The sequence below is a fragment of the Sphingomonas bacterium genome (genome assembly GCF_903642285.1).
Lineage (GTDB): Bacteria > Pseudomonadota > Alphaproteobacteria > Sphingomonadales > Sphingomonadaceae > Sphingomonas.
The window spans coordinates 38705-62821 of record NZ_CAHJWJ010000013.1 but is presented as its reverse complement, the minus strand read 5'-3'; the positions used below and the strand labels follow the sequence as shown (position 1 = coordinate 62821).

Here is a 24117-nt window from a genome sequence, read left to right as displayed (position 1 = left end):
CAGCCGGTGGAGGGGGCTCTCCGCAAACGGTTCGCTGGTGGAGAGCCCCCTCCACCAGCCTTCGGCCGAGTGATGGGTCGATCGTGCCCCCGGCACGATCTTGGATTGCCGGGGGCGATCCAACCCATCACTCCCGCCCCGGCCCGGGGAGGATTTCGTTACGCCGCCGCCACCTGCTGGGCGACCTTCGCGCGAACCCCCAGCAAATGGCAGATCGCGAACGCCAGTTCCGCCCGGTTGAGCGTGTAGAAGTGGAACCCGCGCACCCCGCCGGCATAGAGCCGCCGGCACAACTCCGCCGCGATCGTCGCCGCGATCAGCTGACGCGCGTCGGGATGATCCTCCAGCCCGTCGAACAGCCGCGCCAGCCACGCCGGTACGTCGGTGCCGCACATCGCCGCCATCCGCTTCACGCTGGCGAAGTTCGTCACCGGCATGATCCCGGGCACGATCTCCGCATCGATCCCCGCCGCCGCCACTTGGTCGCGGAACCGGAAATACGCCTCGGGCGAGAAGAAGAACTGGGTGATCGCGCGCGTCGCGCCGTTGTCGAACTTGCGCTTGAGGTTATCGAGGTCCGCCGCCGCATCGGAGGAATCGGGATGGCATTCGGGATAGGCCGCGACCGATATCTCGAACGGATGCAGCCTCTTCAGCCCCGCGACCAACGCCGCCGCATTCTCGTACCCGCCGACATGCGGCGCGAACGCCGCGCCCGTAGTCGGCATATCGCCGCGCAGCGCCACGATGTGCCGCACGCCCGCCGCCCAATATTCCTGCGCGATCTCGTCGATCTCGCCGCGCGTCGCCTCGACACAGGTCAGGTGTGCCGCCGCCGCCAGCGACGTCTCGCGCTGGATCCGCGCGACCGTCGCATGGGTGCGCTCGCGGGTCGATCCGCCCGCGCCGTAGGTGACCGACACGAAGCGCGGCCCGAGCGGCTCCAGCGTGCGCACCGCGCCCCAGAGCTGCTCCTCCATCTTCTCCGTCTTGGGCGGGAAGAATTCGAAGCTGACCGCCATGTCGCCCGCCAGATCGGCGTAGAGCGGTGCCTCCAGCGCGCGGCGTGCCTCCTCCAGTTGCGGAACCGATATCGTCGTCATGCCGCTTTCACCTCTTTCAGGCTCGCGCCGTTGCCCGAGCCGATTTTCCGCCCGAGCCACAATTTTACCGTCAGCTCGCCGCCGACGAGCGTTTCCATCCGCGCCATCTGTAGCCCGGCCGCATCGAACCAGCCCACGATCTGGTCGTCCGCAAAACCCAAACGGGTATGCGCGTCGCTGATCCGCAGTTCCTCGCGATCGTGGGGCGCGAAGTCGGCGATCAGCAGCCGTCCGCCCGCCGCCAGGACACGACCGGCCTCGACGATCGCCGCGCCGGGCTGCTGCGCGAAGTGCAGGACATGGTGCAGGATCGCGACATCGGCCGCACCGTCCGTCATCGGCAGCGCGTACAGGTCGGCCTGCCGCAATTCGGTGTTCGCCGCGCCCGCCAGCTTGGCGCGCGCCAGCCGCAGCATCTCGGACGATCGATCGATCCCGAGCGCGGCATCGGCTTGTGCGCCGAACAGTTCCAGCATCCGCCCGGTGCCGGTACCGATATCGATCAGCGATCCGACCGGCGCGTCACCGAGCACCGACGCCATCGCCGTCTCGACCTCGCTATCCGCGACATGCAGCGACCGGATCGCATCCCATTCGCCGGCATGCGCCTCGAACCACTGCGCCGCCGACGCCGCCCGGTCCGCGCGCACCGCCGCCAGCCGCGCCGCATCCGCGACCGCCCAGTGATCGGGCTCCGCCTTCGACCATTCGTCCAGCGCCGCGGCGACGGGGGCGACCGCCTGCGGCCGGCCAAGCGCCACGAACACCCAGCTGCCCTCCTTGCGCCGTTCGGCGAGACCCGCGTCGCACAGGATCTTGACGTGGCGCGACACGCGCGGCTGGCTCTGCCCAAGCACCTGCGCCAGTTCGCCGACCGACAATTCCATCGACCGCAACAGCGCCAGCATGCGTAACCGCGTCGCGTCGGCAAGAGCCCGGAAGATGTCGAGTGCGATCGTCACGGCCTGACATATAAAGAATTCTTTATATGAGGTCAACGCGCTCGTCCGCGACTTTGGCGGACCCGACCCGCTGTGTATAACGTTGATCACTTTTTGCGGAGACCAATATGCAGCGCCTCGCCCTTTCGCTCGCCACCGCCGCCGCCTTGATCGGCATCGCCGCCTGCAGCCCGAAGGCGCAGAACGACACGGCGGAGGCCGCGGACAGCATCGCCGCCGATGCGAACGCGACGACGCGCAACGCGATCAGCGATGTCGACGCCGCCAGCGACCGCGCGCTCGGTGCCGCGCAATCGTCGATGGACAATATGGGCACCGATCTTTCGCCCCGCGCGCGCAAGGCCGGCGACGCGATCGGCAACGCCGCGGACCGTGCGGCCGACGCGACCGGGAATGCGCTGGTCAAGGCCGGCGACGCGCTGAAGAAATGATCCGCCTGCCGATCCTGGTCGCCGCCGTCGCGATGCTCGCAGCATGCTCGTCACACGGCGATCAGCCGGACGCGGTGACCGCCGACGAGGCGCGCCAACTCAACGATGCCGCGGCGATGCTGGACTCGAACAGCATGGACGCGAACGCCGTCGCCCCCGACGACAATGAAAGCGATACCCGATGACCAATTTGCGGCGGCTCGGCTCGACCGACCTGAAGATCGCCCCCCTCGTGCTCGGCGGCAACGTCTTCGGCTGGACCGCGGACCGCGACGCGAGCTTCGCCGTCCTCGACGCGTTCGTTGCCGGCGGCGGGACGATGATCGATACCGCGGACGTCTATTCGGCATGGGTGCCGGGCCATCAGGGCGGCGAGTCCGAAACGATGATCGGCGAATGGCTGAAGACGAGCGGCCGACGCGACGACGTGCTGATCGCGACGAAGGTCGGCATGCTGCCGGGCGAGGGCGGTGCGAAGCTGGCCCCGGCCCGGATCGCCGCGGCCTGCGAAGCCTCGTTGCAGCGGCTCGGCACCGACCGGATCGATCTCTACTACGCGCACCAGGACGACGACGCGGTGCCGCAGGAGGATGTCGTCGCAGCGTTCGGCAAGCTGATCGACGCAGGCAAGGTCCGCGTGATCGGCGCGTCCAATTTCCATGCCGGCCGCCTGAAATCGGCGATCGAAGTGGCGGAGCGGGCCGGCCTGCCGCGCTATCACGTGTTGCAGCCCGAATATAATCTGGTCAGCCGCGGCAAGTTCGAGGGTGAGTTGCAGGATTATTGCGTCACCGAAAATATCGGCGTGCTGCCCTATTACGGCCTCGCCTCGGGGTTCCTGACGGGCAAATACCGCAGCGAGAAGGATTTCGGGCAGAGCGTCCGCGGCAGCCGGATGAGCGCGATGCTCGACGCGAATGGCCCAGCCGTCCTTGCGGCGATGGACGCGGTGGCGGAAGAGACCGGCGCGACACTGGCGCAGATCGCACTCGCGTGGCTGATCGCGCAACCCGGCATCGCCGCGCCGATCGCCAGCGCGACCAGCGTGAAGCAGCTCGAGGAGTCGATGGGCGCGCTGACGCTGGATTTGACGAAGGATCAGCTCGACCGGCTGACCGCCGCGGGGGTTTAGGCGCACTTGCACACCCGCGCCAACCTCGTCCTCTACGCCGCATTAGCCGCCAATCTTGGCATCGGTATCGCGAAATTCGTTGCCGCCGGCATCACCGGGTCGTCGTCGATGCTGACCGAAGGGGTCCATTCCTTCGTCGACAGCGGAAACCAAGTCCTGCTGCTGTACGGGCAAAGGCGTGCGGCACAACCCGCGGACGATGCTCACCCTTTCGGCTATGGCCGAGAGCTGTATTTCTGGGCGTTCGTAGTCGCGATCCTGATCTTCGCGATCGGCGCGGGCGTGTCGATCTACGAGGGGTATCGCCATATCCGGGCCCCGGCGGCGCTGTCCGATCCGGTCGTCGATTATGCGGTGCTCGGCATCGCCGCGGTGCTGGAGGGCGGATCCTGGATCGTCGCGGTGCGCGAGTTCGCGACGGGCAAGGGCGACTTCGGCTGGTGGCAGGCGGTCCGGCGATCGAAGGACCCGGCTGGCTTCATCGTGCTGTTCGAGGATTCGGCTGCGTTGTTCGGTCTCGCGGTCGCCGCGGTCGGTGTCTGGGCCAGCCACTATTTCGCCGATCCGCGGATCGACGGCATCGCGTCGATCGTGATCGGGACCGTGCTGGCGCTCGTCGCGATGCTGCTGGCGCGCGAAGCCAAGGGACTGCTGATCGGCGAGCGAGCCGATCCGGCGGTCATTGCCCGGGTCCGCGCGATCGTCGACGGGTATCCCGGCATCACCGCGGTGAACCATGTCCGGACGATCCACACCGCACCGACCAGCATCTTCGTCGCGATCAGCGCGGATTTCGTCGATTCGATGACGATGGGCGACGGCGAGCGCCTGATCGAGACGATCGAGACCGCGCTGAAGAACGCGGAACCGATGCTCGCATCGATCTATATCCGGCCGGAACGGCGCGAGGATGCGGTGGCTACGGCACCGGGCCGCGACGGATCGTGATGCGCCGAACCGATATCTGGTCCCGCCGATCCGGGTTGCATTCCAGCGAAACTTCGCGGTATTTCCTCATCTATGAAAGCCTTGCTCCGCCTGCTCGCCCCGATCCTGTTGTCGTTGTTTGCGGCGCTTCCCGCCCAGGCTGCGGTGACGATCACGTTCTGGAGCCACGAGCTTGGCAACAGTTTTCCCCATGCATTCGTTACCCTGCGCGGGATTCCGGATGCGGGTGGCCCGCCGGTCGATCGCAACTTCGGGTTTACGGCGAAGGCGGTGACTCCGGCTTTGCTGTTCGGTCCCGTTCCCGGTCGGCTCGATATCGCGAAGCCGGGCTATATCGATGGCAGCACGGCGCAATTCTCGGTCGTACTCACCGACCAGCAATATGCCGCCGTCGTCGCGCTCGCCACCGCATGGGACGACAAGGGTCCCGACAGCACCTACAATCTCCAGACGCATAATTGCGTCCATTTCGTGGAGGAAGCGGCGCGGCTCGTCGGGCTTACGAAGGTGGATTTCCCCGGCCTGATGAAAAAGCCGCGATCGTATCTGCAAGCGGTCGCACAGGCGAACGCGTCGCAGCTCATCGTGGTCGATCAGCACGGAAAGGAATATCTTGCGGCATTGCCGCCGATCGTCGCTACGCCGACCGCCGCGACGCCGACCGTACCGGTGCCCGATAAAACTGCCGCTACGAACTAGGAACCAGTTCGATCACATCGAGCGTGGCTTCGAAGCGCGGATAAGGGAAGCCGATCCGCCAACGCGAAGGCCCGACGCGTTCCACCACACCCGCCATATTGCGATTCACGTCGCGGCCATAGGCCAGCACATGGCCCTCGTCCGCCATCGCCAGCGACCCCAGGAACACGCCGCGCACGTCGGTATCCGCGAACAGCGTGCCCGTGGTGCGTTGAGCCGCACCCAGCATCGAAAACCCGAGCACCGGCCCGGTAGCAGCGATCTCGCACGGCACCGCCGCCCTGACCGAAAACCCTTGCGGGCCGCCCAGCTTGACGACCCGACATCGATATCTGCCCGGCGGCGGCAAAGGGTCGGCCAGCGCGACATCGGGGTCGAGCAGCACGCCCTGCGATCGTACCGACCCGCCCAGCCCGTTCGCATAGGCGAGGCGGACACCATCGGTCCACGCCATCCGCAGCCGCCGCAGCCGGTCGCGATCGGGCAGCGTCGCCACGCGTCGCCAGTCGCGCGGCAGGTCGCGCGCGGCACCGACCGGCTGCGACGCGACGACAGCCATCAACGCCAGCGTTGCTGCCGTCCGCACGGTCATGCCGCCGTCCAGCCGCCATCGATCGACAGGTTCGCGCCGGTGATCGACGCCGCCTCGTCGCGGCACAGGAACAGCGCGAACGCCGCAACCTGTTCCGGGGTGACGAACTGCTTCGTCGGCTGCGCCGCCAGCAGCACGTCGCTCATCACCTGGTCGCGCGTCAGCCCCCGCGCCTTCATCGTGTCGGGGATCTGGTTTTCCACCAGCGGCGTCCAGACATAGCCGGGGGAAATGCAGTTGACCGTGATCCCGTCGGTCGCGGTTTCCAGCGCGATCGTCTTGGTCAGGCCGTCGATGCCGTGCTTGGCCATGACATAGGCCGACTTGTTCGGGCTCGCGACCTTGGAATGTGCCGACCCGGTGGAGATGATCCGCCCCCATTTGCGGGCGCGCATGTGCGGCACCGCGGCGCGCATGACATGCCAGGCGGACGACAGGTTGATCGCGATGATCGCATCGAACCGATCGACCGGGAAATCCTCGATCGGCGCGACATGCTGGATGCCCGCATTGTTGACGACGATATCGACGCTGCCCGTGGCCACGACCGCCCGCGCGACCATCGCCGCGATCTCGTGCGGCTTCGTCATGTCGGCGGGGTCGTAAAGTGCGACCGCACCGCTCGTCGCGGATAACGCGCCGCGATCGCGTTCGATCGCGGCGGCATCGCCGAAACCGTTGATGACGACCGCGGCCCCTTCCGCAGCCAACGCCTTGGCATAGGCAAGGCCGATGCCCGACGTCGATCCGGTCACGATCGCGGTCCTACCCTTCAGGAACATGCGTTTCTCCTATCGCCCCAGATCGAACGCGGCGGTGCGGCCGGTCAGCAGATTCTCCGCGACCAGTTCGGCGTTCTCCATCGTCCGATCGACCGCCGTCTGCCCCGCCGACCAATGTTCCAGCATCGTCCGTGCCGAGAATTCGTAATCGCGCGACCCGCCCTCCCAGGCATTGGCACGGTAGATGATATGGACGAGACTGACCGGCTTCTCCGCGGCCAGCGCCGCCAGCGCCTTCACGTCGCGGTCGTTCGCCAATGCGTCGGGCAGTTTGGCGAGCACGCGCCGCGTCAGCTCGCGCTCCTTGCGCAGCCGCAGCAATTGGTCGGTCACCTGCCGCGTCCGGCTGGAGAAACGGATTTCCTTTTCGCGCGCCAACACATCCATGATCGTCCGCGGGCGCTCCGCGGCTGCGGCGAACAGATCGACCTGAAACACCAGCGTTTCACCCTGCTGATGATCGAGGACATGCGTCAGCGGGGTGTTCGAGACGAGCCCGCCATCCCACCACCAGCGCCCGCCGATCTCGATCGGCGGCAAGCCCGGCGGCAGCGCACCCGAAGCCATGATGTGGCGCGCGTCCAGCCGCTCGTCCGCGGTGTCGAAGTAATGGAAATTGCCGCTTTCGACATCGACCGCGCCGACCGACAGCCGGATCGGCCCGTCGTTCAGCAGATCCCAGTCGATCAGTCGGTTCAGCGTATCGGCGAGCGGTTGCGAATCGTAGAAGCTGGTCGCGTCGAGCGATCCCGGCACCGCCAGGAACGGCGGCACGAACCGCGGGCCGAAGAACCCCGGCACCCCCGCCATCGCGACGAAACCCGCCGACCATTCGTGGACGAATTCGCGCACGCGGTCGTCGGGAAAGATCGGAAAGCTGGGCAACGCCACCGTCATTTGTTCCCAGAACGCGCGCAACCGTTCGACCCGGCGCTCGGGCGGGTTGCCCGCGACGATCGCGGCGTTGACCGCGCCGATCGAGATACCTGCGACCCAGTCGATCCGAATCGCGGCATTCGCCAGCGCCTCGATCACGCCGGCCTGAAAACTGCCCAGCGCGCCGCCGCCCTGCAGCACGAGCGCGACCTGCGCGGGCAACGGCAAGGCACGCTTGCGTGCGCGGGTGGGTTCGATATCCGCCATCGGCGCGTTCATGGGACGAACCGCGGCGGCGATCAACCGTGCTTGCGTCGCACGCCTGTCCCGGCGCATGGACACGGCACTGCCATCACGGGGTAAAGGCACCATGCGGCTCGACGATTTCGATCCCAATATCAACGTCGAAGACGAAGGCTCCGGCGGTGGCGGCGGCGGCGGCCTGGGCGGCGGCGGCGGGTTGTTGTTCGGGCTGTTGCCGCTGATCGGCAGTCGATTCGGCTGTGGCGGTATCGTCGTCGTGCTGATCCTGTTCGCGGTGTTCGGCGGAATCGGCAACCTCGGCTCGCTTGTGGGCGGCGGTGGCCAGCCGATCGCACCGGCCGGTCAGGTGGGTCCGTCGACCAAGGGTGCCTCGGTCGGCGCGATCTGCCGTGCCGATGCCGACCGCAAATCCGCCTGCGATGCCTTCAGTTCCGCGGACAAGACCTGGGCTTCGGTCTTCGGTGACGAAGGCAAATCGTTCACCGCGCCCGGTCTCGTCTTCTACCGCGGCAGCGGCCAATCGGGCTGCGGCGCGGCGCAGAGCGCGATGGGACCGTTCTACTGCCCGACCGACAGCAAAATCTATCTCGACACCAGCTTCTTCGAGGAATTGCAGACCCGCTTCCACGCGGGCGGCGACTTCGCGCAGGATTATGTGATCGCGCATGAATTCGGACACCATATCCAGAACCTGCTCGGCGTCTCCAGCCAGGTCGCGCAGGCCGAGCAATCGGGCGGACCCGGCGGTGCGAACGGGCCATCGGTGCGTCTGGAACTTCAGGCGGATTGCTATGCCGGCGTCTGGGCCAACAGGAACAAGGACCGGCTTGACCCCGGCGACGTGCAGGAGGGTATGACGGCCGCACATGCGATCGGCGACGATACGTTGCAGCAGCAAAGCGAGGGTCGCGTCGTGCCCGACAGCTTTACCCACGGCACCTCGGCCGAGCGACAGCATTGGCTGCAGGTCGGTCTGGACAGCGGCGATCCCGCGAAGTGCGACACGTTTTCGGGCGCGATCTGACCGGGCAAAAAAAAGGGCGCGGCACCTTGCGATGCCGCGCCCGTCGATCCGCCTTCGATCAGGCAGATTCGTGATCAATAGGTCCGCGGAACATTCCGATCGAGCTTGCGGCCCTGTCCGTCGCGCGGACCGTCCTGAACCCCGCCGCGATCGCCGAACCGGTTTTCGTCCTCGCTTCGTTCCACGTCGCGCCATTCCTGCTTCGCCTCCGCCGCAGTCTTTCGCAGCGTCACCTTCTCGTCGACGGTCTGGATCCACCGCGACGGGATCATGTGGTGGTGGCCACCCGCATCCTTGTCGGTCCTGGTCAGCAGGATATGATCGCCGCGGACCTTGTCGACCGTGCCGACATGCTCGCCGTCCGACCCGAGGATTTCCATGTGCTCCTCGACCTTGGTCAGGGACAGGCGCTGGGATTGGCGCTCGCCGCGCCACGCGGTGAACTCGGTATGGAACTTGGCCTGGTTCTCCTTACGATATTCGGCGAAGTCGCGGTCGAAATCGGCGATCTGGCCGGTGCGCCACTGGTGATACTCTTCATGGTGGCGGTCGTCATTGCCGCCGCCTTCGTGGCGGGCATCCCGGCTACGACGCCGTTCCGCCTCGTCGTCGCCGAACCAGGATCGCACCTCGTCGCCCGCACGCGCCAGGAAATTGCGCTCGTCATAATCGGAGCCTTGCGGTTGACGACCGGCACCGCCCCGTTGCGGCTGACGACCGCCGCGGCGGTCGTCGTCTTCATATTCGCGGTAGCGACCCACGTCTTCGAAGCGATGTCCGTCATGCGCGTAGCTGCCGCGATAAGGCTCGCTCTGCCGATCGGTACCGCCACGCTGCTGCTGATAATTGCCGCGCTCCTTATTGGGGCCGCGATTCCGGTCTTGCGTTCGATCGCCGCGATCGGCACCATATTCTCCAGCCGCAGCATATTCGCGCGCGCTGGACGGATTGCCGGCGGGAGAACGATCCGGCCCGTAATCGGCGGGGTTGTCCCGTCCGTAAAAGTCGGGGTTCGGTTCGTTGGTGGTACCCGGGTAGCGGATGGTCGACATGGTCTTCTCCTGCTCGCTCACACTATGCCGGTGGGCCAGCCCGCCGGTATCGAGGAAAAAGCGTTGAAGATGCGGGATTGTTCCGGTGAGCGCACCCGCAAGACGGCGGTCCGGTGGAACATCTGGATGAAGCGTCCGGAACGGGTGCGACCTCGCGCGCCGCACCTGTTGCATCCCCCGATGTCCCTCGTTAATGGCAGCGATCCCGGTTGCACCGGTAGGGGCGCGGGGCCGTAGCTCAGATGGGAGAGCGCTGCAATCGCACTGCAGAGGTCAAGGGTTCGATTCCCTTCGGCTCCACCACCCGCCCCTATCCGTCGATCCCGCGCGCGATTGCGCGCTTGTAACTGACCGTCCATTGGCGACGGTGATGACCGACCTTCCCGACGCCATTCCCGCCGCGACCCTTATCGTCATGCGCGACCGGGTCGACGGGCCCGCCGATCTGCTGATGGTGGAGCGGGCGAAGGCGATGCGTTTCGCCGCGGGTGCGCTCGTCTTTCCCGGCGGCCGGATCGATCCCGGCGACGATGTGCTGGCGGCGACGATCGGGGACGGCGACGACCTCGCGGCGCGCGTTGCCGCGATTCGCGAGACGATCGAGGAGGCGGGGCTCGCGATCGGATTGTCGCCGACGCCGTCTGCCGCCTCGCTGGCCTCGATCCGCGCCGCGCTGCACGCGGGCGAGCCCTTCGCGGATGTGCTGGCGGCGGCGGGCATCGCGCTCGACCCCGGCGTACTCGTTCCCTTTGCGCGGTGGCGACCGGCGCACCGGCACGCGCGTATCTTCGATACGCGCTTCTACCTCGCGGCGCTGCCCGATGGATCGCCCGAACCCACCGCCGACGAGGGGGAGACGGCGCGGTTGTTCTGGTCGAGCGCGGCGGCGGTGCTGGCCTCAGCCGATGCGGGTCGGGCGATCCTCATCTACCCCACTCGGCGCAATCTCGAACGGCTTGCGCAGCATCGGCATTTCGCGGCGGCGGTCGTGGATGCCGCGGCCCACCCGATCCAGGCCATCACGCCGTTTATCGAACGACGCCCCGATGGCGATCGCCTGTGCATACCCCAGGGTCTCGGCTATCCCGTTACGTCCGAACCATTGTCCAGCGCGACCCGCGGATGAGCCTCAGGTTGCGAGTGGTGCGGCGCTGTCGACCTTTTCCACCCAATAGGGAAAGAAGGCCGGCTGACGGTTCGACCAGCCCGACGCGGTCGCCGCGGCTTCGCTGATCGATTGCAGCAATTTGCGCCGCAATTCCGGATGCAGGTGCGGCAACGCTGCGGCGGCGCAGAACGCGGCCGGCAGCCAAGGCCGCACCGATGCGCCGATCAGCCGTTCGTAGAGGAAACGGAACGCGGAGAAGCTGGTCAGCCGCCCCTGCCCCAGATCGAACGCCACCACGGTCACCAACGGTGCGAGGAAAGGTTCGATCGCATCGAGCCCGCTGTCGTCCGGAACAATCTCCCGGATATCGGGCAGGCTGCGGTACATCCGAGCCTGCGCCCGGATGCTCGCGGCCTCCACCACATCGCGCGACCAACGCGCCAGTGCGTCCTCACGGTCGAGCCCGATATCCAGCGACCGGCGGATGTACCGCTGGGTAGCTGCGGGAAAGCCCGCGAATTCCTTCATCTCGGCCAACGTCATTGCGCCTTCGGCCGGCTTCATTCTCGAACCCATCGCCCTACCCCGCCCGTTTCGTTCAGTCCTGGGACGATACGCCAAGATGGTTAACGGACACCTGAACGAAATCGACCAATGACAGCGACTAGCGACCATGAAAGCTTGTGCGCCGCAACATCCGTTGCGACGAACCGAGCCGGAATGGCGGAATTAACGATGACATGCGCTTTACGCGCAACAATCGGGCGACGACGAACCCTCAGCCCTGGTCGCGGAGCGCCTTTTCCGCTTCCTGGTCGTAACCCGACGATGGCGGCGCGTCGGTGGTGCCCGATGGCTGCGTTACGGAAGGCGGATCGCTGGCGTCCATCGACTCGTCCAATCCGTTGTCCAGCTTGGCGTCCACGCTCGCGGGATTTCGTTCGAGCCGTTCGGCGATCGACTTGTCCTGGCCGGCACCCTGCCGCGAATCATGTCCGCTGCCGACCGTATCGTCGTCTGCGGGTGCGACCGACAGGCTGTCGAGCGCGCGGTCATCGATATCGGTCATCACGGACACTCCTTGATTGCTTCCCTACAACGACGCAGGCGCATCCGCGTTCCTGTCCGACTTTACGGCCACGCGCTGATCGAGCAACGTAGCGGCACCGAAGATCGTCATGAACGCGATATCGGTGGCATCGCGGCCGACGCAGACGCGGACCAGGTCCTGGCAATGCGCCATGCCCGTGGGGTCGACCAGCCGCCAGTCGCCATCCAGCCACAATTCGGCGACGGCGTGAAAATCGGGCGGATCGACGCCGGGCGCATAGGCCGAAACGCACCGCGCCGGGATGTCGCCCGCCCGTGCCAACGCGACGAGCAGATGCGCATAGTCCCGGCAGACCCCCGACCGCGCGGCGAAGGTGTCGAGCGCGGTCGTATCGCCGGTGCTGGAATTGCTTCGGTAATCGATCGATCGTGCGATCCAGGCGACCAGTGCCTCGGCCAATGCGCCGCCCTGCAATCCGGCGAAACGCCGCCGGACGAAGCCCTCCAGCCGATCCGACTGGCAATACCGGCTCGGCATCAGATACGCGGTGACCGCACCGGGTACCATCCGCGGCGTGGTCGACGGATAGTCCGCCAGCATCACGGGAGGACGGGCCACGTCCACCGTCGCGCGGTAATGGACAGTCAGTCGACCGACCCCGTGCGCCCAACACCGACGACCGACCCCGTCATATCCTTCGACCGAACGGATCGGGGTGTCGGACCAGATCGTCAGCCTGTCGTCGATAACCGTCTGGTCGGGCATCATCGCCGCCTCGACCTGCAGCAATATATCGGCCGGGGCCGGCAACGCGTAATCCAGGTGGACGTCGATGTGCAGGCGCATTGGGTCCGGTCAAACGAAAGGCCCGGCGGACGATACCGCCGGGCCCGTGATGGAATCGATATGCCGTGGAAATCAGCTGCGATTGCCGCCGAACAGCCGGAGGATGAACAGGAACATATTGATGAAGTCGAGATACAGCGACAGCGCGGCCATGATGACCACCCGGTCTTCCTGACCGGTTCCCGCGACGTAACGGTACATGCTCTTGGTCCGCTGCGTATCATATGCGGTCAACCCGGCAAACAGCAACACGCCGACGAGGCTGATCAGCAGGCCCAGCGGACCCGAATGCACGAACATGTTGATGATGCTGGCAACGAGCAGACCGACCACACCGACGATCAGGAACGTGCCGAACGCCGACAGGTCCTTCTTCGTCGTATAGCCATAAAGGCTCAGCGCGCCGAACCCGGCGGCGGTCGCAAAGAACGCCTGTGCGATCGCCATCGGGCTATAGACGAGGAAGATCGTCGAGAGCGACAGGCCCATGACGACCGCGAAGCCCCAGAACAGGAGCTTCAGCGTCGAGGTCTGCATCCGGGCCTGCCCCGCGCTCATCGCGAACACGAACCCGAGCGGCGCGAACATGATGACATATTTCAGCGCGCCGCCGCCGATGAAGACCTGTGCGGCCGGCGACGTCGCGCCGCCCCAGGCGAAGAGCATGGCGACGATGCCCGTCAGCAGCACGCCGGAACCCATGTAATTATAGACCGACAGCATATAGGCGCGAAGCCCGGCGTCGTACGCGGTCGAGCGCGTCGCGCTCGCGGTGGTGCCGAACGGCGCCGCGTTCGGCCGGGGGTCAGACCAATTGGCCATGTCGAAAACAACTCCTTTGCCGACCGCCATGGCCGGATCGTCCGGATATCGGCGTCGGCGCGACTCTTTTCAAGCGAAACCGGTTGCGCTGACGCCGCTGCGCGCGATGATCGCGTATGCACCGTTTGTTCGTCGCTCTCCGCCCGCCGCCCGCCGTCCGCGTGACGATGTCGGGGGCATGAGCGGGATCGATGGCGCGCGGTGGCAGGACGACGAACAACTACACCTGACGCTACGGTTTATCGGCGAGGTGACGGCCACCGTCGCCGACGACCTGACGATCGCATTGTCCCGTATCTTTGCCGTCGCGCCTGTCCTGTCGATCGCCGGCGTCGGGCGCTTCGAGAAGCGGGGTCGGACCGATGCATTATGGGCGGCGGTCGCACCCGCGGAAACGCTGGCCGCGATGCATCGCAAGGTCGATCGTGCCTGTGTCGCCGTCGGCCTTTCGCCCGAGGGACGCGCCTATCGCCCGCACGTCACGCTCGCGCGGTTACCCCGTGCAGGCCATGACGAAGCACAGGTCGGCGCGTGGCTCGTCCGGCATGCCGCACTGTCCAGCGCGCCGTTCGTCCCGTCGCATCTGATCCTGTACGAAAGTCGTTTGGGACGCGATGGCGCGACCTATGAGCCCGTCATGCGCTGGCCGCTGGGAACCGGTGAAACGCCGGACGGTTCGCAGTAAGCAAGGGAGAAACGATATGCTTTACGGACGAACGGCGATGCTGGCGGTGGTCGTGGCCGGACTGGCGGGATGCGACCGCCCGTCGATGCGGATGGGTGCGCCGATGGCGGACGGGCCCGGCGCGCATGCCGTCCTCCACGATGCGACAGGCGCGGAGATCGGCCATGCGACGGCGACGACGGTTGCCGGCGGCGTGCGCTTCACCGCCGAACTCCACGGCCTGCCCGCGGGGACGCACGGCATTCATGTCCATACGGTCGGGCTATGCGATGCGCCCGGCTTCACGACCGCGGGCGGGCATTGGAACCCGACCGGCGCGAAGCACGGCAGCATGAACCCGCAAGGGCCGCACGAGGGCGATCTGCCCAATCTGATCGTCGGCAACGACGGCCGCGGCACCGTCGCGCTGGTCGTCCCGGGCGCGACGGTCGCCACCCTGATGGACACGGACGGCGCATCGATCGTGGTCCATGCCGGCCCCGACGACCTGATGACCGATCCGTCGGGCAACAGCGGCGGCCGGATCGCGTGCGGCGTGTTTACCGCGGGCTGATCTACGCCGGCTCCCCCGACGCCCGGGCGCGCGCGACCCGCGTCGCCTCGGCGGCCGGGACCAGGCGATAGGCGACGATGCCGGCGACCAGTGCGACCGGCATCGTCATCAGCAGCGACAACACGCCGGTCGCCAGGCTGCCCGTCGCGACCGAGATACGACCGGCCATATAGGGTCCGAACGAGAGGCCGATCAGCGTCGTGCCGATGAAGAACACCGCGGTCGCCGTGCCGCGCATCCGGGGCAGCACCAGATCCTGCGTCGCCGCCGCGGACGCACCGAGCGCACTGCTGGCGAGCAATTGCGCGATCGGCAGCATCGCGAAGAACATGGTCGCGCTGCTCGCGCGAAAGGCCAGCAGGACCGGGACGAGCGGCGTCATCCCGCCGAACAATACGACCATGATCCGGCCCGACGCATGACGCTGGCGCAGCCAGTCCGCCGCACGCCCGCCGATCGTGATCCCCAGAAAGCCCGACAGCGCGGCGGGCGCGCCGATCCACAGCCCGGCCTGCTCGGCGGACACCGCGAAGGTATCGCGGACATAGGTCGCGCCGAATGCGGCGACCGCATACGCCACCAGCGCATTCAGCCCATAGGCGATCACTATGCCGACGAACGCCGGTGTGCCGAGCGTCAGCGCAAAGGTCGCCGGATCGCGCTCGCGAAGCGCCGCGCTCCAGGAAAAGACCGCGTACACGCCGATGCCGACCGCACCCCATTGCGCGACCGATTTGCTACCGTCGATCCTGATCGCCGCGAACGCCGCCAATGCGACCAGCACCGCGACCAGGACGTTGGTCCGGAATGCCCTGCCGCCCCGCCGCGCCGCGCCGATCAGCGTGAATGGCGGAATCGTCGCGGCCAGTTCTTCCAGGAACGCGGCGAAGGGGCGTGGGTGCGGCGGTGGGGTCGCCAGCCCCTCCGACTGCCCGCGCCGGGGTTCGCGCAAGGTCGCAATCCATAGCGCGACGATCAGACCCGGAATACCGACCGCCATGAACGCCGCCTGCCAGCCGCGCAGACCGAGCGGCGCGTGGACGGGATACGCAAGGTCCCAGCGCTTGACGATCAATCCACCGATGAACAGCGACGCCCCGCCGCCGATGTAGATTCCCGACGAATAGAGCGCGAGCGCGGTCGCGCGCAGCCGTTTCGGAAACCAGTCGGAGATGAGCGAATAGGCGGCGGGGCTCGCGGTCGCCTCGCCGATACCGACCCCCACGCGCGCGATGGCCAGGGTCGTGCCGCTCCGTGCGAACCCGGACAGCGTGGTCATCCCCGACCAGACCGCGAGACCCAGCGTCATCAGCCATGTCCGCCGCCAACTATCCGCGAGGCGACCGAGCGGGATACCGAAAACCGCGTAGAACACGCCGAACGCGGTGCCGAACAGGAAACCGATGAATTGATCGTCCACGCCCAGATCGCGTTTGATGTCCTTCGCCAGGATCGCGATGATCTGCCGGTCGACGAAGTTCAGGACATAGACCAGGACCAAGATGGCGAGAACGTACCACGCATAACGCGGCGCGCGCTGCACGCCCGTATCGGCGATCCCGTCCATATCCGCTCCCTCCAACCGTTTTTGCCGGTTATCAGAGGAAAGCGCGGTCGCGAAGAGATTTGACGGGTGAGCGGCTCGTCGGTCTACCGCGCCAGTTCCCGCGCCCGCGCGCCCGTTTCCAGCCGACGCAGCAACGCCTCGATCGAAGGTGCCGTGGCCGGTTCGGAACGAGCGTGTACCGGCGCGAACGGCCGAGGCTGGACGGCGGCGATACGGACCGGCGGAACGGGAGGCAGTTCGAACGTCTCGATCCGGGCGTCGGGCTGCGGGCGGGGCAATGGCGCGACCGGCCGCACGGGCGCGAGCGGCGCCGCGGGGATCGCGGCAGGATCGAACGCGGCCAGCGGCTGTTCGAGGTTGGTCGGCAGCGATCGTTCGACGCGGGGCGCATCCATCATCGGCTGGCCGAGATCGGCGGCGCAGATCGGACGGCGCGGCGGTGCGTCGGGATGCGCATCCGCGCGACGCACGAGGGGGGGCGCGTCGACGGCACGCTCGCCGCGCTTCGTATCCACGAGAAAACCGCCGGGCCCGAACGACAGATAGAGAACCGACCACGCGACCGCGCCCGTCAGCCCGCCTGCGGCGATCGCAAGGACCGCACGGGCCGTGATTCCCAACGGCGGTTGCGCGGTCGGCACGAGCGCGGCGACGCCGCTGGTCCAGACCAGGGTTTCCAGCATGTGGGACGGCATCAACACGATCGCGGCGATGACGATCGACGCACAAGCGCCGCCGCCGATCGCGGCGATCCGCGGGTTCACGCTTTGAAGGCGGGGAATCGGGACCATGATCTATCCATCTGCGCGGCCGCCACGAGCCGTTGGTAAACAGGGGTATAACGCGAAATATTTGACGACCAGTTACGGTCCTTCGCCACGAACAGACGGGCACGCTCGCGTCGCGCGTCCCAACCGCCGCGGTCCGCGAACATACCGGCCAGCGCATCGGCGATCGCGCGCGGATCGTCCGGCGCGAACAGCGTACCGGTATCGCCGTCGCGGATCAGCTCGCGGTGACCGCCGACATCGGACGCCGCGACCAGCCGCCCCTGCGCCATCGCCTCCAGCGGTTTCAGCGGCGTGACGAGATCGGTCAGCCGCATCCGTTTGCGCGGATAGGCGAGGATGTCGACGAGCGCGTAATAGCGTTCGACCGCGTCGTGCGGTACGCGACCGACGAAGCGGATCGCGCCGGCGACCGGCGATGTCGCCGCCTGCGCACGCAACGCCCCCTCCATCGGCCCACCGCCGACCAGCAGCAGCTTCGCGGCGGGCCGCCGCGCGACCAGCGCCGGCATCGCCGCGATCAGGTCGTCCAGCCCCTCGTAATCGTAGAAGCTGCCGATGAACCCGACGACGTCGGCCCCGTCCAGGCCGAGCGATGCCGCCAGCGCATCGTCGCGCGGCGGCGGATCGCCGAACAATCCCAGATCGACGCCGTTCGGCGATACCAGGATCTTGCCCGGGTCGATCCCGCGCGCGACCAGATCGCCGCGCAAGCCTTCGCAGATCACCGCGACCGCATCCGCACGCCGCACCGCCCAGCTTTCCAGCAGGCGAGTCGCGCGGTAGCGCAGCGACCCTTGCGTGCCGGTGCCGTTGCCGACCGCGGCATCTTCCCAGAAGGCGCGGATTTCGTAGACGAGCGGCAGGGCGCGGCGGCGGGCGACGATCAGCGCGGCGATCGCATCCAGTACCGGCGAATGCGCGTGGATGAGGTCCGGCGTGAACGAGTCGACCGCTTGCGCGATCCGCCTGGCGAAGGCGGCGATCCCGGCCATCTCGTCAAAAGCGTTGTTCAACCCGCGCGTGGCCGTCCGGTGGAAGACAAGGCCGTCGTGACGTTCCATCGCCGCGGCACATTGCCCTTGTCGCGGCCCGGTGACGGCGGCGACCTGCCAGCCCATCGCCTCCTGCGCCTTCAGGATCGCGCGGGTACGAAACGTGTAGCCGCTCTGCAACGGCAAACCGTGATCGAGGACGTGGAGAATCCGCATCCCATCCTATTGCCCGCAAAGCGCTTAACGCGCCGTCAACCGGGCCGCGTTAGGCAGGACCGGCACATTCGAGGTGCGGGCGAAAGGCACGGCGATGATCGACAATCTGGCGCTCGGCCTGACGCACGGGCTGATGCTGCTCGCCGCGTTCCTGCTGCTCAAGCGTCCCGATCTGGACAGGGAGGGCCCGGTCGAAGCGAAACGCGCGCCGCGCAAGCGTACCGCAGACGGGGAGCCGCCGGTTGCGTGATCTCGCCTTCGTAGCGTTCCTCGTCGCACTGTTCGGGATGGGGTTTCGTCGGCCGTTCCTGTTCGTGCTTGCCTATGTCTATATCGACATCGTCTCGCCGCAGCGGCTGACCTATTTCCTGCTGAACACGGTGCCCATCTCGTTGATCGCGGTCGCGCTGGCGGTCGGGGCCTGGGCCATCGCGGACGACAAGGCCGATGTTCGGGTCGCGCCGCGTCAGGGGATCATCCTGATCCTGATGGCCTATTGCGGGCTGACGACGCTCGGCGCGGATTTCCCCGCGGACGCGATCGATACGTGGGACTGGGTCTGGAAGGCGTTGTTCTTCGCGGCGTTCCTGCCGCTGACGCTGCGGACCAGGCTACGGATCGAATCGCTGCTGCTGTTCATGATCCTGTCGGCGGCGTCGATCATCATCGTGGGTGGCGCAAAGACGCTGGCGAGCGGCGGTGGCGGCTATGGGCAGCTGAACCTGATGGTCGACAACAATAGCGGTCTGTACGAGGGCAGCACGATCTCCGCCGTCGCGATCGCGATCATTCCCGTGATCGTCTGGTTCATGCGCTACGGCACCGTTTTTCCGCCCGACTGGCGATCGAAGACATTCTGTCTCGCGCTGGTCTTCGCTTGCCTGCTGATCCCGGTCGGCACCTCCACGCGGACGGGGCTGCTCTGCATCCTGCTGTTGGCGGTGCTGCAGATCCGCGCGGTGCAGAAAAGGGCGCGTTACGTCGCCGTGCTCGCATTGCTCGGTGTCGTCGCCGTCCCCTTCCTGCCGTCGCAGTTCACGCAGCGGATGGACACGATCAAATCCTATCAGGCGGACGAATCCGCCTCCACCCGGATCGCGGTCTGGGGCTGGACATGGGATTATGCGAAGACGCATCCGTTCGGCGGCGGGTTCGAGGCGTATCGCGGCAACCATATCCGCTATGACCTGGTGAAGAGCGACGGCGGCCCGGCATCGAAATCGGCGCAGAACACCGTCGAAGTCGACAAGGCGCGCGCCTATCACAGCGCCTATTTCGAGATGCTCGGCGAACAAGGCTATCCGGGACTCGGGCTCTGGCTGATCATCAGCATCACCGGACTGATCCGCATGGAAATCCTGCGCCGTCGCTACCGCGCAGGCGATCTCGCCTGGGCAGGCGGGCTGGCGGGGGCATTGCAGACCGCGCATCTCGTCTATCTGCTCGGCGCGGCGTTCATCGCGATCGCGTTCCAGCCGTTTGTCTACATGCTGATCGGCGCGCAGATCGGGCTCGACACCTATCTGGCGCGCAAGAGCGGCCAGGCGAGCGCCCGGCCGATCCGGCGCTCGCGCGTGACACCGGTGCCGGCGTGACTCGACCCGTCGGCGAACTGCGCGCGCTGACCGGCGCGCGCGGGATCGCGGCATGGTTCGTCGTCCTGTTCCACATCCGCCAGTCGATCGCAGGGCTCCCGCCGGCAATCGCATTGCTGTTGTCCAAGGGGTATCTGGCGGTCGATTTCTTCTTCCTGCTTTCGGGTTTCGTGATGTGGCTCAGCTGGGGCGAGCGGCTGCACCGGGAGCGGTGGCATGCGTTCGTGCCGTTCCTGCGCAAACGGATCGCGCGCGTCTGGCCGCTGCATGCCGTAATGCTCTCGGCGATGGTCGCGCTGGCGCTGGTCTTCGTCGCGACCGGCCGGGCGGACCCCGTTTCCTTTCCGTTCGCCGATCTGCCGCTGCACGTTCTGCTGCTGCAGAACTGGGGTTTCCTAGACCGGCTGGCATGGAACATCCCGTCCTGGTCGATCAGCGCGGAGCTGGGTGCCTATCTCGTCTTTCCGGTGGTCGCGATCATCTTCGACTGGCGACGACTGTCGACCACCGCATTGCTGGCGCTGGCAGGCATTCTGACGATCGGATTGTGCGTCGTCATCCAGCCGTCGCCGCTGCTCAGTTTCGACATCCCGCGGTTCGGCCTCGTCCGCTGCCTGTGCGAGTTCCTCACCGGAACCATCGTCTGTGCGCTTTGGCAGCGCAGCGATGGCGTGCGCGTAGCGGGCGTGACGGCGGTCGGCGTCGCGGCCTCGTGGGCGATCGGCGTACCCGAAACGCTCGCCGCGCCCGCGCTGTTCGCGCTGTTGATCTTCCTGCTCGCTCACGCGGTCGTGGCCAGTGCGCCCGGGGGCCGCGGGATGCATTTCCTCGGCGAGGTCAGCTACGCCACCTATCTATGTCACTATCCGCTGTGGATCGTCTTCAAGCTGGTCTTCGTCCGCCGGGTCGATGACGTCCCGCCGGCCCTGATCGCCGTCTATATCGGTATCGTCCTGCTATGCTCGACGATCCTCCACGTTCGGGTCGAACGGCCGGCGCAGCGGTTCATCGACGGTTTCGGTCCATCGATGAAACAGGCACGCGCCCTGCCCTGACCATCGGCCGGAAGGGCGCGCACGGCATTATGCGTCCGCCAGTTCTTCCACCAGCGCCAAGATGATCGCGTCGTTGAATGCGGGGATATCGTCGGGCTTGCGGCTGGTGATGAAATTGGCGTCGACCACGACCGCTTCGTCGACGACATCGGCACCGGCATTTTCCAGGTCGGTGCGGATCGACGGCCAGCTGGTCATCCGCCGACCATCGACGACATCGGCCTCGATCAGCAGCCACGGCGCATGGCAGATCGCGGCAATGATCTTCTCGTCCTCGGCGAAATCCTGGATGATCTCGATCGCGCGTTCCTCCATGCGCAGCTTGTCCGGATTGCCGACGCCGCCCGGCAGGACGATCGCGTCGTAATCGTCGGTATCGACCTCATCCAGCGTCATGTCGGGCGTGATCGTGTCGGCCTTCTCACCCGCTTTTTCGCCCTGGATCGGATCGGTTTTAGGCGACGCGAGGGTTACGGTCGCGCCGGCGTCGATCAGCGCCTGGCGCGGCTTGAACAATTCGTCATTCTCGAACCCGTCGGTCGCGAGCATGAGGATGCGGGCTTTGGAAAGGTCGGGCATGCGGTGCACTCCTTGATTGCCCGCTACGAACCCCCCGCCGCCGTCGCCGTTCCGGAACGAAGCGACGACGCGCGCATTTCCCCAGTCGTTACGAAGGAGCATCGATGGCGCGCATCGTCTACGCGGACGACCAGCAACCCGGGATCACCCGGAAGAAGGTTCGAAACGGCTGGAGCTATTGGTCCCCGACGGGCGAACGGATCACCGATCGCGAAGAGATCGACCGGCTGAACGCCATCGGCTTGCCGCCTGCTTACCGCAATGCCTGGTTCTGCGCGAACGCGAACGGACATATCCAGGCGATCGGCTGGGACGAGAAGGGCCGCAAGCAATACCGGTATCATGCCGATTTCCGCGCCGCGCAGGAGGCATCGAAATACGAACGATGCGTCGAGTTCGGGCATGCGCTGCCCCGTCTGCGAAAGCGCGTCGAACTTGACCTGGCCAAGCGCGGCCTGACGCGGGAACGCGCCGTGGCGGGCGTCATCAGGCTGCTCGACGAAGGTCATATCCGCGTCGGCAACGAAGCCTATGCGCAGGCCAACGAGAGCTTCGGCGCAACGACGCTTCGCAAGCGTCATGCCGCATTGAAGGGCAAGGCGCTGACGCTGCAGTTCAAAGCCAAATCGGGCAAATTGTGCACGCTGAAGATGACCGACAAGGCGCTCGTGCGGTTCGCGCGAAAATGCCAGGACTTGCCCGAACAGCATTTGTTCGGCTGGCTCGACGATGCGGGCGAAGCGCACCCCGTCACCTCGTCCGACGTGAACGCGTATATCCGCGAAGCGACGGGCGAGGCGTTCACCGCCAAGCATTTCCGCACCTGGGCCGCCAGCGTCACCGCGTTCGAGGCGCTGGCTTCGTCCGAACGCGACCTCAGCCTCAAGACGTTGCTCGAACCCGTCACGCTCAAGCTGGGGAACACCGCGGCGATCGCGCGCAAATCCTATGTTCATCCCACGCTCATCGACCTCGTGAAAGAGGGGCAGACCGCCTTTCGCAAGGCGCTTCGCCTGCCGCGCGCCGCGCGGTACCTGAGCCGTACCGAACGCGGCCTCATCGCCTTTCTCGAACGCGGCCGGCCCGCGCTCGAATCGGCCGCCTGATCCAGAGACGTCCATGCCAAACACCGCCCCTGCGAAAGCAGCTGCTACCGGTCACCATTTGAGCGCCGCCGATCTGCGAGCGCAGGCGGAAGACCTCGTCACCTCGGCGGTCGAGTGGTTTCAGGTGCATTGGCTGCAAATCCTGATCGCGGTCGCGGTCGGCACCGTCATCGTCTTCGCGCTTGGCGCGCTGAGGGGGCTGGGCGAGCGGCTGTGTCGGCACGACCAGCGGCTTGCCGGATGGGGCACGGTGTTCGGCCGCGCGCTGATGCGGACCAACAATTTCTTCATCGTCATGATCGCGGCGAAGCTCGTCTCCGGCTATGCGGACGCACCGACGGAAATAGCGCATACGATCAATTTCCTGTGGACCATCGCATCGGTCTTCCAGGCGGCGATCTGGGCGCGCGAGATCATCCTGGGCGCGATCGAGCATCGCACGAGCTCCGAACATTATTCGGGCGAGGCGCTGCTGAACGCGTTGGGGCTGATCCGAATCCTCGTCACGTTCGTGCTGTTCGCGATCGCGCTGATCGTCGTGCTCGACAATCTTGGCGTCAACGTCACTGGCCTCGTCGCCGGTCTTGGGGTCGGCGGCATCGCGATCGGCCTCGCCGCGCAGGGCATATTCGCCGACCTGTTCGCGGCGATCGCCATCATCTTCGACCGGCCATTCGGGCGGGGAGACGCCATCACCTACGACAAGTCGTCGGGCACGGTCGAGGCGATCGGGATCAAGTCCACCCGGATCCGCGCGCCGACGGGCGAGGAACGGATCATCTCGAACAAGCATCTGCTCGACAAGGAAATCCTGAACAACACGCGGCGCGATTATCGTCGGATAACCTTCACGCTGGGGCTCGTCCAATGGACCCCCGTCGACGTCATGGAAGGGCTACCCGCATTGGTGAAGGAGGTCGTCGAGGCGACCGGGGGCAAGTTCGTCCGTGCCGGTTTCGCGGCGTTCGGCGAATCGAGCTATGATTTCGGCGTCGAGTTCGATTCGTCGAGCGCGGCGTATCAGCAATATTACGACCTGCGTCATGAGGTCGGCGTGGCGCTGGTGCGGCGATTGAACGAAGAGGGGATCGAACTCGCCTATCCGACCCAGACCGGCTTTACCGCGCGCCCGGACGGTGGCCTCATCATGCCCTACGCCTCGCTGGAGACGCTGAGCGAAGCGGTCGCCAAAGCCCCGCGACGCGGCACGCCGCTGCCGGTATCGACCGACCGGTCGGCGGTCGACCAGGATGCGGGCGAAGGGACGAGCAATCTTGAATAGGCGG

28 protein-coding genes and 1 tRNA gene are annotated in these 24117 nt (G+C 66.5%); 15 read left to right on the top strand and 14 right to left on the bottom strand.

Annotation, left to right across the window (positions count from 1 at the left end; genetic code table 11):
* Positions 1-158: 158 nt before the first annotated feature.
* The gene (gene metF / locus HUU99_RS08545; RefSeq protein ID WP_174286157.1) at positions 159-1103 is read right to left on the bottom strand and encodes a methylenetetrahydrofolate reductase [NAD(P)H]; all 945 of its coding nucleotides are present in this window, start codon (positions 1101-1103) and stop codon (positions 159-161) included.
* Entirely contained in the window at positions 1100-2065 is a 966-nt protein-coding gene (locus HUU99_RS08540; protein WP_174286156.1) for an ArsR/SmtB family transcription factor, read from the bottom strand. The genes metF and HUU99_RS08540 overlap by 4 nt, the downstream gene beginning before the upstream one ends.
* A gap of 107 nt (positions 2066-2172) precedes the next feature.
* On the opposite strand from HUU99_RS08540, the gene HUU99_RS08535 reads away from it, so the two are divergent.
* From HUU99_RS08535 to HUU99_RS08515, 5 genes are all read left to right on the top strand, one after another.
* Positions 2173-2496: a hypothetical protein gene (locus HUU99_RS08535; RefSeq protein WP_174286155.1), complete on the top strand. Its 324-nt coding sequence runs from the start codon at positions 2173-2175 to the stop codon at positions 2494-2496.
* Positions 2493-2681 carry a hypothetical protein gene (locus HUU99_RS08530; RefSeq protein WP_174286154.1) on the top strand — a complete coding sequence of 63 codons (189 nt, stop codon included), beginning with the start codon at positions 2493-2495 and terminating at the stop codon, positions 2679-2681. Before HUU99_RS08535 ends, HUU99_RS08530 begins: the two co-directional genes overlap by 4 nt.
* Positions 2678-3628: an aldo/keto reductase gene (locus tag HUU99_RS08525; protein ID WP_174286153.1), complete on the top strand. Its 951-nt coding sequence runs from the start codon at positions 2678-2680 to the stop codon at positions 3626-3628. The genes HUU99_RS08530 and HUU99_RS08525 overlap by 4 nt, the downstream gene beginning before the upstream one ends.
* A 6-nt stretch (positions 3629-3634) precedes the next feature.
* Positions 3635-4576: a cation diffusion facilitator family transporter gene (locus HUU99_RS08520; RefSeq protein WP_174286152.1), complete on the top strand. Its 942-nt coding sequence runs from the start codon at positions 3635-3637 to the stop codon at positions 4574-4576.
* A gap of 72 nt (positions 4577-4648) precedes the next feature.
* Positions 4649-5275 (top strand): hypothetical protein, encoded by a 627-nt coding sequence (locus HUU99_RS08515; protein ID WP_174286151.1) that lies wholly within the window; start codon positions 4649-4651, stop codon positions 5273-5275.
* Here HUU99_RS08515 and HUU99_RS08510 read toward each other — a convergent pair.
* The 3 genes from HUU99_RS08510 to HUU99_RS08500 are packed head-to-tail and all read right to left on the bottom strand — an operon-like array spanning position 5265 to position 7792.
* On the bottom strand, positions 5265-5867 hold the full coding sequence (locus tag HUU99_RS08510; protein WP_174286150.1) for a DUF4893 domain-containing protein: 603 nt from the start codon (positions 5865-5867) through the stop codon (positions 5265-5267). The genes HUU99_RS08515 and HUU99_RS08510 overlap by 11 nt on opposite strands.
* Positions 5864-6649: a 3-hydroxybutyrate dehydrogenase gene (locus tag HUU99_RS08505; protein WP_174286149.1), complete on the bottom strand. Its 786-nt coding sequence runs from the start codon at positions 6647-6649 to the stop codon at positions 5864-5866. Before HUU99_RS08505 ends, HUU99_RS08510 begins: the two co-directional genes overlap by 4 nt.
* Positions 6650-6658: 9 nt before the next feature.
* Entirely contained in the window at positions 6659-7792 is a 1134-nt protein-coding gene (locus HUU99_RS08500) for a patatin-like phospholipase family protein (RefSeq protein ID WP_174286181.1), read from the bottom strand.
* A gap of 103 nt (positions 7793-7895) precedes the next feature.
* Between HUU99_RS08500 and ypfJ the strand changes: the two genes are divergently transcribed.
* Positions 7896-8813, top strand: coding sequence for a KPN_02809 family neutral zinc metallopeptidase (gene ypfJ / locus HUU99_RS08495; RefSeq protein WP_174286148.1), 918 nt, complete (start codon positions 7896-7898; stop codon positions 8811-8813).
* Between the two features lie 74 nt (positions 8814-8887).
* Here ypfJ and HUU99_RS08490 read toward each other — a convergent pair whose 3' ends face one another.
* On the bottom strand, positions 8888-9865 hold the full coding sequence (locus HUU99_RS08490; protein ID WP_174286147.1) for a DUF2171 domain-containing protein: 978 nt from the start codon (positions 9863-9865) through the stop codon (positions 8888-8890).
* A gap of 227 nt (positions 9866-10092) precedes the next feature.
* Between HUU99_RS08490 and HUU99_RS08485 the strand changes: the two genes are divergently transcribed.
* Positions 10093-10168 (top strand) — tRNA-Ala (locus HUU99_RS08485).
* A 67-nt stretch (positions 10169-10235) separates the two neighbouring features.
* A complete protein-coding gene (locus HUU99_RS08480; protein ID WP_174286146.1) occupies positions 10236-10991 on the top strand; it encodes an NUDIX hydrolase in 756 nt (251 codons plus the stop codon).
* A gap of 3 nt (positions 10992-10994) precedes the next feature.
* On the opposite strand, the gene HUU99_RS08475 is transcribed toward HUU99_RS08480, so the two are convergent.
* The 4 genes from HUU99_RS08475 to HUU99_RS08460 all read right to left on the bottom strand — a co-directional run bounded on the left by HUU99_RS08475 (position 10995) and on the right by HUU99_RS08460 (position 13692).
* Positions 10995-11549 (bottom strand): hypothetical protein, encoded by a 555-nt coding sequence (locus HUU99_RS08475; RefSeq protein WP_174286145.1) that lies wholly within the window; start codon positions 11547-11549, stop codon positions 10995-10997.
* Between the two features lie 202 nt (positions 11550-11751).
* Positions 11752-12042, bottom strand: a complete 291-nt coding sequence (locus HUU99_RS08470) for a hypothetical protein (RefSeq protein ID WP_174286144.1) — start codon at positions 12040-12042, stop codon at positions 11752-11754.
* Positions 12043-12066: 24 nt separating this feature from the next.
* A complete protein-coding gene (locus HUU99_RS08465; protein WP_174286143.1) occupies positions 12067-12870 on the bottom strand; it encodes a transglutaminase-like domain-containing protein in 804 nt (267 codons plus the stop codon).
* 72 nt (positions 12871-12942) lie between these two features.
* The gene (locus tag HUU99_RS08460) at positions 12943-13692 is read right to left on the bottom strand and encodes a Bax inhibitor-1/YccA family protein (protein ID WP_174286142.1); all 750 of its coding nucleotides are present in this window, start codon (positions 13690-13692) and stop codon (positions 12943-12945) included.
* Positions 13693-13870: 178 nt separating this feature from the next.
* Here HUU99_RS08460 and thpR point away from each other — a divergent pair, with 178 nt between their 5' ends.
* Together thpR and HUU99_RS08450 are read left to right on the top strand one after the other, a co-directional pair.
* Positions 13871-14377 carry an RNA 2',3'-cyclic phosphodiesterase gene (thpR, locus tag HUU99_RS08455; RefSeq protein ID WP_174286141.1) on the top strand — a complete coding sequence of 169 codons (507 nt, stop codon included), beginning with the start codon at positions 13871-13873 and terminating at the stop codon, positions 14375-14377.
* A 16-nt stretch (positions 14378-14393) separates the two neighbouring features.
* Complete coding sequence (locus tag HUU99_RS08450; protein WP_174286140.1) at positions 14394-14930, top strand: superoxide dismutase family protein; 537 nt, start codon at positions 14394-14396, stop codon at positions 14928-14930.
* 1 nt (position 14931) lies between these two features.
* On the opposite strand, the gene HUU99_RS08445 is transcribed toward HUU99_RS08450, so the two are convergent.
* The 3 genes from HUU99_RS08445 to HUU99_RS08435 form a co-directional block, all read right to left on the bottom strand.
* Positions 14932-16497 (bottom strand): spinster family MFS transporter, encoded by a 1566-nt coding sequence (locus tag HUU99_RS08445; RefSeq protein ID WP_174286139.1) that lies wholly within the window; start codon positions 16495-16497, stop codon positions 14932-14934.
* A gap of 83 nt (positions 16498-16580) precedes the next feature.
* A complete protein-coding gene (locus HUU99_RS08440) occupies positions 16581-17288 on the bottom strand; it encodes a hypothetical protein (RefSeq protein WP_174286138.1) in 708 nt (235 codons plus the stop codon).
* The gene (locus HUU99_RS08435) at positions 17258-18496 is read right to left on the bottom strand and encodes a TIGR04063 family PEP-CTERM/XrtA system glycosyltransferase (RefSeq protein ID WP_174286137.1); all 1239 of its coding nucleotides are present in this window, start codon (positions 18494-18496) and stop codon (positions 17258-17260) included. The genes HUU99_RS08440 and HUU99_RS08435 overlap by 31 nt, the downstream gene beginning before the upstream one ends.
* 94 nt (positions 18497-18590) lie before the next feature.
* On the opposite strand from HUU99_RS08435, the gene HUU99_RS08430 reads away from it, so the two are divergent.
* From HUU99_RS08430 to HUU99_RS08420, 3 genes are read left to right on the top strand one after another with little or no spacing between them, the layout of a single operon-like run.
* Complete coding sequence (locus tag HUU99_RS08430; RefSeq protein ID WP_174286136.1) at positions 18591-18746, top strand: hypothetical protein; 156 nt, start codon at positions 18591-18593, stop codon at positions 18744-18746.
* On the top strand, positions 18739-20091 hold the full coding sequence (locus HUU99_RS08425; RefSeq protein ID WP_174286135.1) for a putative O-glycosylation ligase, exosortase A system-associated: 1353 nt from the start codon (positions 18739-18741) through the stop codon (positions 20089-20091). Before HUU99_RS08430 ends, HUU99_RS08425 begins: the two co-directional genes overlap by 8 nt.
* A complete protein-coding gene (locus HUU99_RS08420) occupies positions 20088-21146 on the top strand; it encodes an acyltransferase family protein (protein ID WP_174286134.1) in 1059 nt (352 codons plus the stop codon). Before HUU99_RS08425 ends, HUU99_RS08420 begins: the two co-directional genes overlap by 4 nt.
* Before the next feature lie 27 nt (positions 21147-21173).
* Here HUU99_RS08420 and HUU99_RS08415 read toward each other — a convergent pair whose 3' ends face one another.
* On the bottom strand, positions 21174-21725 hold the full coding sequence (locus HUU99_RS08415; protein WP_174286133.1) for a type 1 glutamine amidotransferase domain-containing protein: 552 nt from the start codon (positions 21723-21725) through the stop codon (positions 21174-21176).
* Between the two features lie 104 nt (positions 21726-21829).
* On the opposite strand from HUU99_RS08415, the gene HUU99_RS08410 reads away from it, so the two are divergent.
* Entirely contained in the window at positions 21830-22831 is a 1002-nt protein-coding gene (locus HUU99_RS08410; RefSeq protein WP_174286132.1) for a DNA topoisomerase IB, read from the top strand.
* Between the two features lie 13 nt (positions 22832-22844).
* Entirely contained in the window at positions 22845-24113 is a 1269-nt protein-coding gene (locus tag HUU99_RS08405; protein ID WP_174286131.1) for a mechanosensitive ion channel family protein, read from the top strand.
* The last annotated feature ends 4 nt before the right edge of the window (positions 24114-24117 follow it).